General features: G+C 68.1%; 16 protein-coding genes. 6 read left to right on the top strand and 10 right to left on the bottom strand.

Annotated elements, in window-relative coordinates:
• Positions 1–48: 48 nt before the first annotated feature.
• Complete coding sequence (locus QQZ11_RS05710) at positions 49–981, bottom strand: sugar phosphate isomerase/epimerase family protein (RefSeq protein ID WP_284549195.1); 933 nt, start codon at positions 979–981, stop codon at positions 49–51.
• A gap of 129 nt (positions 982–1,110) precedes the next feature.
• On the opposite strand from QQZ11_RS05710, the gene QQZ11_RS05705 reads away from it, so the two are divergent.
• Together QQZ11_RS05705 and QQZ11_RS05700 are read left to right on the top strand one after the other, a co-directional pair.
• The gene (locus tag QQZ11_RS05705; protein WP_284549193.1) at positions 1,111–2,160 is read left to right on the top strand and encodes an NAD(P)-dependent alcohol dehydrogenase; all 1,050 of its coding nucleotides are present in this window, start codon (positions 1,111–1,113) and stop codon (positions 2,158–2,160) included.
• A 152-nt stretch (positions 2,161–2,312) separates the two neighbouring features.
• Positions 2,313–2,921 carry a hypothetical protein gene (locus QQZ11_RS05700; RefSeq protein ID WP_284549191.1) on the top strand — a complete coding sequence of 203 codons (609 nt, stop codon included), beginning with the start codon at positions 2,313–2,315 and terminating at the stop codon, positions 2,919–2,921.
• A gap of 16 nt (positions 2,922–2,937) precedes the next feature.
• Here the strand turns inward: QQZ11_RS05700 and QQZ11_RS05695 are convergent, their stop codons facing one another.
• Complete coding sequence (locus tag QQZ11_RS05695; protein WP_022908792.1) at positions 2,938–3,735, bottom strand: maleylpyruvate isomerase family mycothiol-dependent enzyme; 798 nt, start codon at positions 3,733–3,735, stop codon at positions 2,938–2,940.
• A gap of 46 nt (positions 3,736–3,781) precedes the next feature.
• The gene (locus QQZ11_RS05690; protein ID WP_022908793.1) at positions 3,782–5,647 is read right to left on the bottom strand and encodes a DEAD/DEAH box helicase; all 1,866 of its coding nucleotides are present in this window, start codon (positions 5,645–5,647) and stop codon (positions 3,782–3,784) included.
• A gap of 270 nt (positions 5,648–5,917) precedes the next feature.
• Between QQZ11_RS05690 and QQZ11_RS05685 the strand changes: the two genes are divergently transcribed.
• From QQZ11_RS05685 to QQZ11_RS05675, 3 genes are all read left to right on the top strand, one after another.
• Positions 5,918–6,466, top strand: coding sequence for a YceI family protein (locus QQZ11_RS05685; protein ID WP_284549189.1), 549 nt, complete (start codon positions 5,918–5,920; stop codon positions 6,464–6,466).
• Between the two features lie 220 nt (positions 6,467–6,686).
• Positions 6,687–7,130 carry an SRPBCC family protein gene (locus QQZ11_RS05680; protein WP_084707571.1) on the top strand — a complete coding sequence of 148 codons (444 nt, stop codon included), beginning with the start codon at positions 6,687–6,689 and terminating at the stop codon, positions 7,128–7,130.
• Between the two features lie 89 nt (positions 7,131–7,219).
• Complete coding sequence (locus QQZ11_RS05675) at positions 7,220–8,122, top strand: aminotransferase class IV (protein ID WP_284549187.1); 903 nt, start codon at positions 7,220–7,222, stop codon at positions 8,120–8,122.
• A gap of 7 nt (positions 8,123–8,129) precedes the next feature.
• Here QQZ11_RS05675 and QQZ11_RS05670 read toward each other — a convergent pair whose 3' ends face one another.
• The 3 genes from QQZ11_RS05670 to QQZ11_RS05660 are packed head-to-tail and all read right to left on the bottom strand — an operon-like array spanning position 8,130 to position 10,207.
• Positions 8,130–8,561, bottom strand: a complete 432-nt coding sequence (locus QQZ11_RS05670; protein WP_284549185.1) for a hypothetical protein — start codon at positions 8,559–8,561, stop codon at positions 8,130–8,132.
• A gap of 9 nt (positions 8,562–8,570) precedes the next feature.
• A complete protein-coding gene (locus QQZ11_RS05665; RefSeq protein WP_022908798.1) occupies positions 8,571–9,854 on the bottom strand; it encodes an RNA polymerase sigma factor in 1,284 nt (427 codons plus the stop codon).
• Positions 9,851–10,207, bottom strand: coding sequence for a YciI family protein (locus tag QQZ11_RS05660; RefSeq protein WP_022908799.1), 357 nt, complete (start codon positions 10,205–10,207; stop codon positions 9,851–9,853). The genes QQZ11_RS05665 and QQZ11_RS05660 overlap by 4 nt, the downstream gene beginning before the upstream one ends.
• Positions 10,208–10,465: 258 nt before the next feature.
• On the opposite strand from QQZ11_RS05660, the gene QQZ11_RS05655 reads away from it, so the two are divergent.
• Positions 10,466–11,446, top strand: a complete 981-nt coding sequence (locus QQZ11_RS05655) for a ribose-phosphate diphosphokinase (protein WP_022908800.1) — start codon at positions 10,466–10,468, stop codon at positions 11,444–11,446.
• 28 nt (positions 11,447–11,474) lie between these two features.
• Here QQZ11_RS05655 and QQZ11_RS05650 read toward each other — a convergent pair whose 3' ends face one another.
• From QQZ11_RS05650 to QQZ11_RS05635, 4 genes are all read right to left on the bottom strand, one after another.
• On the bottom strand, positions 11,475–12,062 hold the full coding sequence (locus tag QQZ11_RS05650) for a hypothetical protein (protein ID WP_284549184.1): 588 nt from the start codon (positions 12,060–12,062) through the stop codon (positions 11,475–11,477).
• Positions 12,059–12,910: a PIG-L deacetylase family protein gene (locus QQZ11_RS05645; protein WP_022908802.1), complete on the bottom strand. Its 852-nt coding sequence runs from the start codon at positions 12,908–12,910 to the stop codon at positions 12,059–12,061. The genes QQZ11_RS05650 and QQZ11_RS05645 overlap by 4 nt, the downstream gene beginning before the upstream one ends.
• Before the next feature lie 106 nt (positions 12,911–13,016).
• Positions 13,017–13,304, bottom strand: a complete 288-nt coding sequence (locus QQZ11_RS05640; RefSeq protein ID WP_022908803.1) for a WhiB family transcriptional regulator — start codon at positions 13,302–13,304, stop codon at positions 13,017–13,019.
• A gap of 244 nt (positions 13,305–13,548) precedes the next feature.
• Positions 13,549–14,313 (bottom strand): hypothetical protein, encoded by a 765-nt coding sequence (locus QQZ11_RS05635; protein WP_284549183.1) that lies wholly within the window; start codon positions 14,311–14,313, stop codon positions 13,549–13,551.
• Between the last annotated feature and the right edge of the window lie 136 nt (positions 14,314–14,449).

Genomic DNA, 14,449 nt, shown 5'->3' with positions numbered 1-14,449 from the left:
CTTCGTTGGGGGTGATGGGTGGTGTGCGGGGACGAACCGAGCCGTGGCTCAGGCCTCGTCCAGGATGCGACGGGTGTTCTCCAGCGCTGCCTTGCAGGCCGGCAGGGCGTCCTCGATGCCCTCGAACTCGATGGTGATGAAGTCGTCGTAACCCGACTCCTTGACGACCTTCGCGACCGCGGGGATGTCGATGTCGCCCTGGCCGACGATGGCGCCGCGCAGGAACTGTCCGCCGCGGGTGCCGAAGAAGCCCAGGCCGGGATTCGTCTGACGGATGTAGAAGTCCTTGAAGTGGACGATGTTGGCGTAGGCGATGTTGTTCTTGGTCGCGACGACGGGGTTCTCGTCGAGGCAGAGGAAGTTGCCGATGTCGAGGGTGGTGCCGAAGTTGGGCTCGTCCACGGCGTGGATGACCCGGCGGACGCGCTCGGACCCCTGCACGAAGAACCCGTGGTTCTCGATGGAGGTCCTGACTCCCTTGGTCGCGGCGTACTGGGCGATGGTCTTGGAGTGCTCGACGATCACCGGGAGGGCCTGCTCGAACAGCGGCAGGTCGTCCCCGGAGTGGTTGCCGTGGCTCACGTCGTGGCGCAGCAGTCCGACACCCAACTCGGCGCACAGGTCGATGTGGGCCCTGACCCGGTCGAGTTCGGCCTCGATGCCCCGGGCCGAGCTCGACTGGCCACCCGCACCGGGAGCCTGACCGTCTGCGGTCTCGGGCTTGGTCCAGAAGGTGGCGGGGAGGGCGATCTGGGCGATCGGCAGTCCCGTCTTGTCCTGGGCGGCCTTGATGGCGTCGACCAGGGGGCGGTTGTTGGGCAGGTCGGACAGGTCGGACATCGGGTTGTCGCTGGCGAACCCAGCGGCGATCTCGATGTGGGCCGCGCCTGCCTCCTTTGCCCAGTCGAAGACCTCGGGCAGGCTCATGCGCCCGGTGCCGAGGTACTGGTGGAAGCTGTAAGAGCTGAATCCAACGCGCATGGTTCGACCCTAGTGGCGACGGGTGGCCCGTGGTGAGCTCGCGCAAACCGCGTGCGCGCTCGCCCGTCACGGTGCTGCTGCAGCCCGACTCCATGAGTGGTTCGGGCGCAGCAGTGGTTGGATGGAGGTATGCCACAGGTTCTTGCATATGCCACCTCGTCCAAGGACGGGATCTTCGAGAAGACCACCATCGAGCGGCGTGAGCCCGGCCCCACCGAGATCTTCTTCGAGGTGAAGTACGCCGGCATCTGCCACTCCGACATCCACACGGTGCGCGAGGAGTGGGGTCCCGTCGACTTCCCCATCGTTCCCGGCCACGAACTGGCCGGCATCGTCACCCAGATCGGCCCCGAGGTGACCAAGTTCACCGTCGGCGACAAGGTGGGCGTCGGGTGTTTCGTCGACTCCTGCGGGGAGTGCGAGTACTGCACCTCCGGTCAGGAGCAGTTCTGCTCGTCCACCGAGAAGCCCACGGTCTGGACCTACGGCGACAAGGGTCGTGACGGCAAGAAGACCGACGGTGGGTACTCCCAGGGCATCACGGTCGAGCAGAACTACGCCTGCCGCATTCCCGACGAGATCCCCTTCGAGGCCGCCGCTCCGCTGATGTGCGCCGGCATCACCACCTACTCCCCCCTCAAGCGCTGGGGGGCCGCCCCCGGCAAGCAGGTCGCCGTCGTCGGCATGGGTGGTCTGGGACACATGGGTGTGCAGATCGCCGCCGCGCTCGGCGCGGAGGTGACCGTGATCAGCCAGACCATGAGCAAGAAGGACGACGGGATCAAGTTCGGCGCCCAGCACTACTTCGCCATGAGTGACCCGGAGACCAAGAAGCAGTTGCGGGCCCGCTTCGACCTGATCCTGACCACGGTCTCGAACGCGGACACCGTCGCCGACCTGCTGCCGATGCTCAAGGTGAGCGGCGCTCTGGTGAACGTGGGACTGCCCGAGGAGCACGTCAAGGTCTCGTTCGGCGCCCTGTGTGGCGGCAACAAGATCATCGCCGGATCCAACATCGGAGGCATCGGCGAGACCCAGGAGATGCTTGACTTCTGCGCCGAGCACGGGCTGGCCCCGCAGGTGGAGGTGATCTCCGGTGAGGAGATCACCGGGGCCTACGACAAGGTGGTCAACTCCCAGGTGCGGTACCGCTACGTGATCGACACCTCGACCTTCTGAGTCGGACCGCCGTCCATACGGCGCCGATTGCTTACTCACGCCGCCCCGTGCCCTCACCGGCACAGGGCGGTCGTGCTCCAGTGGACCGGCAAGCTCACCCGTACGGCGGTGCGGGCATCAGTTGCACCCGGGGGCCCCTAGGGTTCTCGACCATGACCAACCCGAACCAGCCCCGAGGCCCGCAGCAGCAGGCATGGGGCCAGCCCCAGTCGGCACCCGCCCCCGCGTACCCCGGTCAGCCTGCGCCCCCCTTCCAGACACCCCAGCATCAGGCACCCCAGCATCAGGCACCCCAGTACCAGCCTTCCGCATGGCAGCAGGCCCCCGGGTGGCAGCAGCCCGTCTCGGCTCAGGCCTCACCGGAACAGGCCGTCCAGGGTGCCGGTCAGGGTTTCGTGGAGCTGACCGTGCAGGGCAACGCCTTCACCAGCAGCATGCTGACGCCCACGGTGACGATCGACGGCCACCGGATCACCACTCGCTACGGCCTCAACACCATCCCCGTGCCGGCCGGCCACCACCACATCGACGCCTCCAGCCAGTGGATGCGTACCTACGGGCAGGCGTCGCTCGATGTGACGGTCCGTCCCGGCGAGCACGTCCCGGTGTTCTACGCCTCACCCTTCCACCAGTTCACGACCGGCTCGATGGGCCACGAGCCCCAGAAGCGCAAGGGGCTGGGAGTGATGCTGGGCATCGTGGTCTCCCTGCCGCTCGTGATCTTCGTCCTGGGGCTCGCGGCATCCCTGGCCGGGTCCTGAAGCCCGTCAGCCGGGCTCACTGGATGCCGAACTCCCGCAGGGCCGTGAGTTCGGCGATGGCGTCCTGGTCACCGGTCTGCTCCACCGTCGCCGGGCGCGACCAGACGAAGAGGTCGAGCTGGGCCACCGGCGCGGTCACCACCGCGGCGGGTGCGCGATCGCCGTCAGCGCGGCGTCCACCGATCTGGTCGGTGAACTGCCGACCCCAGGCCGTGCCCGACCAGCGGTAGAGCTCGAGCAGCCATCGCTGGCCGGTGTCGGCGCCCCGGAGTTCGACCACGGGCCCAGGCGTCACCTCGGCCGAGTCCGGCACCCAGTTGAGCATCACGTCGAGCACGTGGTCGACGCCTCCAGCTGCCACCTCGTCAGCGATCGGTGACACCGCACCGCCAGCCGCAGTCTCTGCGTCGACCCGGTGCATGGTCGCCTCATGGGTCTGCATCCGCCGGGTGAAACCGACCGTCTGGTCGGGCCCGAACCAGCTCCACGCCTCCTCGTGCGGCTCCCGTTTGCGCAGCGCCACCAGCAGTCGACCGGTGGCCTCCTCGCGTTGGCGGAAGAGCTCGTCGACGTCGTCGGTGAACGGGGGGCGCGACTTCTCGTACGCCTCGACCTGCTCGCCCATCAGGTGGTCGCCGATCACCGCCGCCCAGAAGTCATGCACCTCGATCAGGTGCTTGAGCAGGTCGCGGGCCGTCCAGCCCGGGCAGGTCGGAACGGGGGTGTCGGGGTCGATCCGCTGCAGCACTTCGGCGAAGCGGGCCGCCTCGGCATCGACGACGGCCAACGGGTCGAAACTCAGGTCAGTGTCCATGGTTCGAAGCTACGTCGACGGAGCGACAATTTCCCGGGATGCACCATCAGGCGGCGAACCACTGCTTCACCCGGTTGATCCGCTGGTCCACCTGCTCGCTGGTGGCCTTGGCCAGGGGCGGCCCACCGCACTCACGTCTCAGGTCGGCATGCACGTGGCTGTGCGGGCGACCCGTCTGTCGCGCGAAGGCGCTGACCAAGGTGTTCAGCTCCTTGCGCTTGGTGGCCAGCGCCCGGTGCAGCGAGACCTCGTCGGGCACCTTCTGCTTCTGCTCCACCCGCTTGCGACGGGCGAGGTGGCGACGTTGCCGCTCGGCCAGCACCATCGCCATCTCCTGGTCGGGCTCCAGCAACCCGGGAAGCCCCAGGTAGTCGCGCTCCTCGTCGGTGACACCGTTCATGGTGTCCCCCTCGTCGGCGACGAAGCCGTACTGCTGGGAGTCGAAGAGCACGTGGTCGAAGGCTGCCCGTGAGGTCAGGGCCTCGAACTGGCCCAGCAGGTCGTCCGAGGCGGCCTCTGACTGGTTCGCCTGTTCGACCAGTGACTCCTCCCACAGTCCGTCCTCGTCACGGGCGGGCTTGCGGTCGAGCACGTGGTCGCGCTGACGCTCCAGCATGGTGGCGTGCGCGAGGATGATCGGCACGGTGGGGAGGAACACCGTGGCCAGTTCCCCGCGACGCCTGGCCCGGACGAACCGACCGACCGCCTGGGCGAAGAACAGCGGCGTCGAGGTCGAGGTGGCGTAGACCCCCACCGCGAGCCGGGGCACGTCGACCCCCTCGGAGACCATCCGCACCGCCACCAGCCACCGTTCGTCGGAGGCCGAGAACTCGTCGATCTTCTGGGACGAGCCGGGGCTGTCCGAGAGCACGACGGTGGGCTTGGCGCCGGTGATGGCCTCCAGGATGCGCGCGTACGCCCGGGCGACGGTCTGGTTCGTGCAGATCACCAGCCCACCGGCGTCCGGGACGTGGCGACGCACCTCGGTGAGCCGGTGGTCGGCGGCCGAGAGCACGGACTGGATCCACTCACCCTTGGGGTCGAGCGCCGTGCGCCACGCGTGCCCGGTGAGGTCTTTCGTGAGGGCCTCCGACAGGTTGGCCTCGATCTCGTCGCCCGCCTTGGTGCGCCACCTCATCGGCCCGCCGTAGTTCATGAACACCACCGGACGGACCACGTGGTCACGCAGCGCCTCGGCATAACCGTAGGTGTAGTCGGCCCGGGAGCGACGCCCGCCGTCGTCGTCCGGCTCGTAGGTGACGAACGGGATCGGGTTGTCATCGGAGCGGAAGGGGGTTCCGGTGAGCATCAGTCGGTGCCGTGCCCACTGGAAGGCGTCCCTGACGGCGTCGCCCCAACTGAGTGCGTCGCCAGCGTGGTGGATCTCGTCGAGGATGACCAGGGTGCGCAGGTTGGCCACCCGCGCCTGGAAGCCGAACATGTTCGCTGCCACGCCGGCGTAGGTGGTGGTGAGGCCCACGTACTGCTTGCTGCGACCCTTGCGCGACGAACCGCCCATCCCCGGATCGAGCTGGATGCCGGCCCTCGCGGCGGCGTCGGCCCACTGGACCTTGAGGTGTTCGGTCGGGCAGACGACGATCACCCGCTCGACGGTGCGGTCGTGCAGCAGTTCGGCGGCCACCCGCAGCGCGAACGTGGTCTTGCCTGCGCCGGGGGTCGCCACGGCCAGGAAGTCGCGGGGACATGACTCCAGGTACTGGCCCAGTGCCTCGGCCTGCCAGGCGCGCAGGCGATGGGCGGTGCCCCACGGTGCGCGCCCCGGGAAGGCCGGCGAGAGGTGGTCGAAGCCCGAGACCTGCCCCGGCTCGGCGACGCGCGGGGGGTGGGGTGGTGGCTCCAGTCCACCCGTGGCGCTGGGGTGGGCGGTGTCGTCCGCGGGCAGTTCGAGCATCGGAGTACCGAGGGTAACCGGCGGTGGTGACAATCCCCCAAACCCGGTGGCCGAGCCGCGGACGAGAGGGGTCGGCCACCGACAGCCGACTGTCATCGGGTTCGGGACGGCCCCGTCCGGCGGAGGTCTGCAGGGCGTCGGGGGTCGTTCCTGAAGAACTTTCTTGCCTCGGGAACAAAACCTGCCGGCCCCGGCGTTCTAGGATGTGTTCGGGTAGTTGAAACTTGAACAACCCAGCTCGCCACTTCAGTGACTTCAAGGAGAAACACCATGACCGCTCTCACCGATCTCAACGGCACCTTCGCCCTCGACCCCAGCCACACCCGCATCGGCTTCGTGACCCGCCACGCCATGGTCACCAAGGTGCGCGGCTCGTTCGACGAGTTCGAGGGCACTGCCTCGGGCAACGGCCAGGACGCCTCGAGCGCCTCCGTCAACGTCACCATCAACGCCGCCTCGTTCGACTCCCGCAACGAGCAGCGCGACGGACACGTCAAGAGCGCCGACTTCCTCGACGTCGAGAAGTACCCCACCATCACCTTCGCCTCGACCAATGTGGCCATCAACGGGAACGACCTGGTCGTGACCGGTGACCTCACCGTCAAGGACGTCACCCGTTCGATCAGCATCCCCTTCGAGTTCACCGGTGCCGCCACCGACCCCTTCGGCAACGAGCGCATCGGCTTCGAGGGCAGCACCAAGATCAGCCGCAAGGACTTCGGCCTCACCTGGAACGCCGCCCTCGAGACCGGCGGTGTGCTGGTCAGCGACGATGTGACCCTCGAACTCGAGATCTCGGCCATCAAGCAGGCCGCCTGAGTCCTGTCCGCGGAGCGGACCTGACACCCCCGGTTCCCCCGGTGCCGACGCACGTCGGTACCGGGGGAATCGTGCTTTACCACGTTGCAATGGCAAACACCGCTCAACCGAACCGGTTCTTGGGCAAAACGTCTGGAAAATCACACCTTTGCGCCCAGCCGACACCTTGATCGCGGTAGGCCCACCAGCGAAACTGAGGGCTAGCCGAAGGGGGCACCTCATGACTCATCCGATGGTCATCGAAGTCGTTGTTCCTCTGCCGGTCAAGGATCTCTGGGTCCTGTGCACGACCGAAGAGGGTTTGTCACAGTGGTGGTGGCCGCAGTTTGGTGACACGACGTACCAGATCGACCCACGCCCACTCCACCGCTATCGATTCGCCAGCGCCACCGCAGGCGTGGGTGTGCACGGTGACTACATCATCGTCGAGAAGTTCGGGGCCCTGGAGTTCAGTTGGGTGTGGGAGGACGACGGGCCCCAGGTCAGCGACCACGTGCGCCTGACCTTCACCCCGCACGGAAATCGCACCGTCGTCCGCGTCACCCACACGATGGTCGAACCACACCCGAGCACCCGCCACAAGTTCGAGCACTGCTGGCATGACGTGATCGCACGCCTGGTCAACTGCCACCCTCACTACGAGCTCGAGGTACGCGCCAGCTGAGCGTCTCGGGCGGATGACCTGGGCGAGCCCCCGCGTGAAGCCGGGGGATGCAACCGGGGCGAGAAGGTGGAACGCCCTAGGCTGGGCCCATGACGACACAGCTGGTGGGCGTGGTGGGTCGCGGCCTTCTCGCCCCGGACTCCCCGCACGCCCGCGAACCGAAGACCGCTCCCGGGCAGGTCATCAGCGTCGATGACCTGGGCTTCACCAGGGGCGACGGGGTGTTCGACGCCACTCGGGTCGTCACCGCCGACGACGGTTCATCGTCGGTTGACCATCTCGACCGGCACCTCGCCAGGTTCGCACGCAGTGTCGCGGGCATGGATGGCGACCCACTCGACGAGGGGCCGTGGCGTGAGCTCATCGGCCAGGCCGTCGAGGCGTGGACGACACCCGGCGAGGCGGTGCTGAAGATCATGTGGACGCGCGGCCTCGAGTCGTCGACCAGCGAACCGACCCAGGTGCTCACCATCACCCCTCTCAGCGAGGGAGCCATCCGCCTGCGCGAGGGCATCGCGGTCGCCCTGATGAGCCGCGGCACCAGCTCGGACGCCTACCGCGACGCCCGCTGGTTGCTGGGCGGGGTGAAGACGCTCTCGTACGGGATCAACATGGCCGTGAAGCGGGAGGCTGCACGGCGAGGCTGCGACGAGGTGTTGCTGACCAGCACGGATGGGTGGGTGATGGAAGGCCCCAATGCATCGTTGGTCACCCTCCACCTCGACGGTGGCCGTCCGGTGCTGCGCTCCACCCCGGTCGAGGGGACGGGCATCCTGCGCTCCATCACCCAGGAGGTGCTCTTCGAACGTGCCGCCAGCGAGGGCGTCGCGACGGAGCTCGTGCTGCAGACCCCCGAGGAGGTCAAGCGGGCCGACGCCGCCTGGTACCTGTCATCGGTGCGCGGCGCAGCCAGGGTCACCCGATTCGACGAACACCCTGTGGCCGGGTCGGACGAATGGACGGCCCGGATCCGGGGCTGGATCAGCTTCTGAGCCGACCTCACTCCTCGATTAGGTCGAGGTCATCGTCCTCGGTGTGCTCGCCGGGCACCTTGGCGATCATGGCGTAGAGCGCCCCGATGGCCACGGCGATGAGCAGACCCAGCACGATGTGGACGACGGTGACACGCATCGAGCCCAGTCCGATCTGGACCACCATGAGGATCGGGATCGACAACGCGTGGAAGAAGACACCCTTCCTCCCTGTCACCTTGGCATGACCGCGGGCGAAGGCAGCCGCCACGATCGAGACCAGGAACAGTGTGTAGGCCACCACCGCGTGCACACCCTGGAGTGCGGTCATCTGGGCAGCCACGGCGGCACCCAGCAGCACCTGCAGGCCGACGAGCGCAAGGGCGATGATCACGGTGATGCGCAGGCGACGGGTCGCGGGGGCGGCGACCACGGGGGTCGGGAGGGTGGTGTCAGTCATGCGGCCAGCCTATTGCAACGCGCCGATCCCCTTCGTGGCTGGCACCTCCCCCAGCTCGTGCAGTCGTCTCTCGATGTGCAGCCTCGCCCCATCGGTACGCGCCAACTGCAGTGCCTCCCGGTGGCATGCCAGGGCGGCTTGGTGGTCACCGGCTCGACGCAGCAGCTCTGCCCTGGCCAGCGCGACCTGCGGTGAACCAACCAGGTGCGGATCGGCGGCAACCCGTTCCAGGGCGACCAGCCCCGCCGGCGGGCCATCCCTCATGCCCAGGGCGATCGCCCGGTTCAGCGCGACCACCGGTGACCCCGTCGCCTGCAGCAGGGCGTCGTACCAGACCAGGATGGTCGCCCAGTCGGTCAGCTGGGGTGTCGGGGAGGTGCTGTGCACGACCGCGATCTCTGCCTGGGCCCGGTACGGTCCGGCTGGTTCGCCCGAGGTGGCTGACAGTTCACGGGACCGTTCGAGCGATTCGATCCCTGCCACGACCATTGGACGATCCCACAGGCTGCGGTCCTGCTCGTCCAGCGGGATGAAGGCACCGTCGGTGCCGGTCCTGGCGGGTCGTCTGGCGTGCTGGAGCAACAACAGCGCCCGCAGCCCGTGCACCTCGGGGTCGAGAGGCATCAGCCATGCCGTCAACTGCGCCAGCACGAGGGCCTCGTCGGCCAGGACGTCCCTCAGTCCCGAACCCTCGGTCGAGTCGTGGGCCTCCGTGAAGATCAAGTGGATGACGGCGAGCACCGCGTCGATGCGGTCGTCCAGGTCGTCGACGGGGGGCACCGCGAGCAGCAGGCCGTCCCGACTGATCCGGGCTCGCGTTCGCCTCAGTCGCTGGCTCATGGTCTGCTCCTGCACCAGGAACAGGCGTGCCAGCTCACGGGTCGAGAGGCCGTTGACGGTCTTGAGGGTGAGGGCGACCCGATCACCGATCGCGATGTCGGGGTGGCAGCAGGTGAACAACAGCCGGAGTCGATCGTCCGCGTAGCCACCACCGTCGTCGGCGAGGGCCGGGGAGCGCTCCTCGACCACCTGCGCACGTGCCAGCGCCCGCGCCTCGGCCGTCCGCCGTCGGATCACGTCGAGTGCACGTCGGCGGGCCACCGTGGTCAGCCAGGCGGCAGGCGACTCGGGCACGCCCTGCCGCCCCCAGGACACCAACGCCCGCTCCGCAGCGTCCTGCAGGCAGTCCTCTGCCAGTTCCCAGTCGGAGGTGGCACGCAGCAGGGTGGCCACGATCTGTGGCCGGTCCCTGCGCAGTGCTACCTCCAGCGCGGCGCGGACGAGGTCGGTCACTGGTCCTCGAAGGGCCAGAATGCCCTCAGTTCGATGACTCCGCGGTGCGCCATGGGGTGTCCCACGGCCACCTCGATCGCCTCGTCCAGGTCGGCGCAGTCGAGCACGTCGAACCCCCCGATGAACTCCCCGGCCTCGGTGAACGGGCCCTCGGTCACCAGCCGGGCGCCACCGCGCACCCTCACCGTGACGGCCTCGGGGGCCGGGCGGAGCGGGCTGCCGATGACATACCTGCCGTCGTCGTTCGCCTGTTGCCACCATTGCTCGACATCGGGGGCTCCCGCGATGTCGGCATCGCTGGGTGCGGTGGACGAGTGGGCGGGTTCCTGGCAGACCAACATCAAGTACTGCATGGCTGACTCCTCATCGTTGTGTGCTTGTGTCCCACTGACGATCGGGGATCCCCAGATCCGACACATCCGTCCCCGAAACTTCCGCGGCCCAAACTCCGTCCCCGACATTTCTGCGACCGACACTGCCACAGTGCTGTGCCGAGCACCCGGACGACGCGGTGACGCCGAGTGCGGCAAGCCCGGGCCGCCAGCCCACGGCCGGGGGAGCGCCGATAGTCTGTGCCCAACGCAGCTCAGCTCGAACCCTTGGGGGTAGGCATGAAAGACGCCGTTCTCTTCTCCGGATCCGCCCACCCCGCGCTCGCCGCCGAGATCGCGGACAGCCTCCGTCTGCCGCTGAGCAAGGCCAAGATCAGCCGGTTCTCCAACGACTGCCTGCAGGCCCAGCTCCTGGCCAACTGCCGCATGCGTGACGTGTACATCATCCAGCCACTGGTGCCCCCCACCCAGGAGCACCTGGTCGAACTGCTGATGATGATCGACGCCGCTCGCGGGTCGTCGGCCGCCCAGATCACGGCCGTGATGCCCCACTACGCGTATGCCAGGTCGGACAAGAAGGACGCCTCCCGCATCTCGCTCGGTGGCCGGCTGGTGGCAGACCTGCTGGTGACCGCAGGGGTGAGCCGCGTGCTGACGATGGCCTTGCACGCCCCCCAGGTGCACGGGTTCTTCTCGGTGCCCGTCGACCACCTCACGGCGATCGGGGAACTGGCGGCCCACTACCGCGGACGAGACCTCAGCAACCACGTCGTCATCTCCCCCGACCTGGGCAATGCGAAGACAGCCACCCAGTTCGCCCGGCTGCTGAACCTGCCGGTGGCGGCCGGCTCGAAGCAGCGGCTGGCCGACGACAAGGTGGTGATCGACTCCATCGTCGGCGACGTCGCAGGCAAGCGGGCCATCGTGCTCGACGACGAGATCGCCACCGGCGGTTCCATCGTCGAACTGCTCGATCGCCTGGCCGAGTTCGGGGCCATCGATGCCTCGGTCGCCTGCACCCATGGCCTGTTCACCGGGAGGGCCGTCGAGAGGTTGTCGAACCATCCGATGATCACCGAGGTGGTCACCACCAACACCGTTCCCAGTCCGCACGACTGGGACGCGCTCGAGGTGCGCAGCGTCGCGCCGCTGTTCGCCGACGCCATCCGTCGCATCCATGAGGGCCGGTCGGTCTCAAAGCTGTTCAAGGACGTCGACCCGGCCTACGCTCCCCCACCACCGGCTGACGGATTGTTCTGAGCCAGGCCGTCCCGCGTCGGCCCCAGGATCACCGACGGGAGACGAGGGGGCGGACGAACCACGGCGCCCCGGGAACCATCACCACAGCAACGACGACCAACCCCAGCCACGCCAGCGAGAGCCCTTGGGCGAACAGTCCCGAGCCGAGCACGACCAGCAGGGCGAGCAAGGTCAACGCCAGCAGTGCCGTCACCAGCACTCCCACCACCACCCACGCGGTTCGCCGCGAGCGCGCCATCTGGCTGCGGGCAGCGAGCACCGTGATCAGGGTCGGTCCGATGAGGCACCCGAAGACGATGCCGAAGGTGGCCGCCACCAGCCCGCTGAGGGTGCCGATGCGCAGCGCGCCATCCTCGCCGCCACTGAACGCGATCCTCAGCCAGAGCGCGACGCTCGCGCAGAGCGAGGCAACCGCCACCACCAAGGCCACCCGCAGCGCGATCCGCGCCATCGGCAGGGGCTCGACATCCCGCTGGGCGCCTGTGTCGCCATGGCGGCCCCCATGGCCGCGACCAGACCTGCCGCGGCCACCCGTGGTGCGGCGCGCCTGTTCTCGTCGTTCGCGTCGCTGTCGATAGGGGTCGGAGGTCTCGATCGACTCCAGTCCGCCGATCACGCTCGGTCGTCCCCCACCCGAACCGTCGCCGGTGAGTCATCGGGCACGGAACCCGCCGAGGAGCCGAACGGCCAGGCCGCCGTCATGGGTTGGGCCAGCCCCTCCTCGATGAAGTACTCGTGGCCGAAGGCCAACTCGAACACCTCGTCGGGCATCGAGAGCATCGACTGCACGTCGGACTGCGAGGCGTGGCACTGCAGCGCCGCACGTTTGCTGGCGATCACGTCAGTGATGTCGACGTCCCAGTGCAGGTCGGCCTCCAGGGTGCCCATCGGGTTGCCATCGTCGGCCGGGCCGTCCGGGTCCCAGTCGAGATCCATGCCGGCGGCCCGGGCCTCCTGGGCCCGCTGACGCTGCCGGTCGCGGTTGAAGGTGGCCTGCAGGACTCGAGGACGGCGGGCCGCCTGCTCAGCGGCCTGGTTCATCACGGTGTGCACCATGATGTGGTCAGGATGCCCGTAGCCCCCATGCCAGTCGTAGCCCACCAGCACCTCGGCGCCCTCCTCGTCGAGAACATCGGCCACCTTGCGGCCTGCCTCGACCGGGTTGGCACGGGCAAAGCTCAGGTCGTTGTGGTTCTGCTCCCACCCGGTCATGCCCGAGTCGGCATAGCCCAACCAGACGAGACGGTCCACACCGAGCACGCGCGCACTGGCCTCGGCCTCGAGGCGGCGAGCGGCCGCCACCTCGTCCGGGGTGGTGCACCCCTCGGGAGCAGTGCCGTGGTCACCGTTGGTGGCGCAGACCCACACCACCCGGTGACCGTGCTCCTTGGCCAGCACCATCGTCCCCGAGGTGCCGGACGCCTCGTCGTCGGGGTGGGCGTGAAGGAAGACCAGGGTTGCCATGAACCACCTTTCGAGCGAACGGCCTCACTCTAGTGGCGCATGGCAACCCTGCCGGGACTTCCCGAGGAGTCGCGCGATGCAGCGTTGCTGCACGTGGGGCTGTGTCTCAGCTGGCTGCCTGCTGGTGCATCGGCATCTCGACCAGCACCTCGTGCCAGTTCTTGACGTCGGGCCGCTGGCGCAGCAGTGCCCGGCGCTCGCGCTCGGTCATGCCCCCCCAGATGCCCCACTCGATGCGATGGTCGAGCGCCTCGGCGAGGCAATTGGCCCTCACCGGACAACCGACGCACACGGCGGCGGCGCGCTTCTGCTGCTTGCCTTCGGGGAAGAGGTCATCCTCTGCTCCCCGGCAACGAGCCAATTCAACCCACGAACTGATCTGGACAGTGGTCAAGGTGGCCTCCTCAGGTTGGATTGCGTCCCCGCGCCGTTGCGGCCGGACCCGCCTTGGAGTTGCTCTGCTCAATCAGCCAACCACGCGGCAGGGCCGCTGACAAGGGTTTCCCGTGACCTTTCTGTGACCTCACACCCCGGCTCACCCGGAGGGCATTTGGCATAGTCGCGCCGAAGATGCGGGGGAGCATCTACCCACACCCCGACGACGCTGTCAAGGTTTGGGAGAGCAATTCAACAGATCGTCAGCATTCGGGACGGACCCCTGGCGCGGGCCCGAACTCGACTCCCTTGAACACCGAGTTCTTCGCCCACTCGTAGTAGGCGCGCTGGCTGGCGCCGGCTCGGTCGTAGGGGTTGTCGAGGGCGCACCGCGAGACGTAGTAGCCGATCACCTCTGACATGGTCTCGGAGGACGACCCTCGTCCGTACTTGGAGAACCCCCCGTGGCGGGAGTACAGAGCACGGAAGCTGTCGAGGTCCGCCTGGTGACCGGCGGGCTTCATCTGGTGCATGTGTCCGAGTTCGTGGATCACGATGCGCACGAGTCGTCCCTTGTCGGAGGGGTACGCGGAGTGCCACTTCGCGAAGTCGAAGGTGAGCCGGCCCGGATTGGTCAGCCCCCAGTCACCCCAGGCCCAACTGCGGGTCGGGCCGGCATGGATGCGGATCACTCGTTGCCCGGAGTTCCTGCGCACGTCATCCAGGTAGCTGGTGCACGAGACCGCGTCGAGGGTCTCCCAGACGATCTTCACCAGCGGGCGATTGGCGGGGTCGGTCCATCCAGCACCCGTGAGCTGGAGACCGAAGGCCTGCTCCATCGTCGTGCGGGTGACGGCGGGTGTGGCGGAGGAGTGCCACGGGTGCCGCGCGGGACACGGCTCAGGGATGCCCGCCACCGGGGCGATGCTGAGCGGCGGCGCCACCGGCAGCGCGGTGGGGGGCGAGGGGAACCAGCCACCCAGCCCGAGGATGACGGCACTCACCAGACCGGCCACGAGGGCGTTCACGGTTGGGGCCTCCCTCGGGGGTGGGACGGTGGGGAATCAACGGTGGTGGAACTCCGCCCACCATCACCCTAAGAGTTTCTCAGGAACTTGGCTCGGGCACAACTCCGCGACCCAGGCGTCGGCCCCGGGGGCAAGG

Origin of the sequence: Aestuariimicrobium sp. T2.26MG-19.2B (genome assembly GCF_950101875.1) — a bacterium.
Classification (GTDB): domain Bacteria; phylum Actinomycetota; class Actinomycetes; order Propionibacteriales; family Propionibacteriaceae; genus Aestuariimicrobium; species Aestuariimicrobium kwangyangense.
The sequence above is the reverse complement of the archived record's forward strand: the minus strand, read 5'-3'. Positions and strand labels throughout refer to the sequence as shown.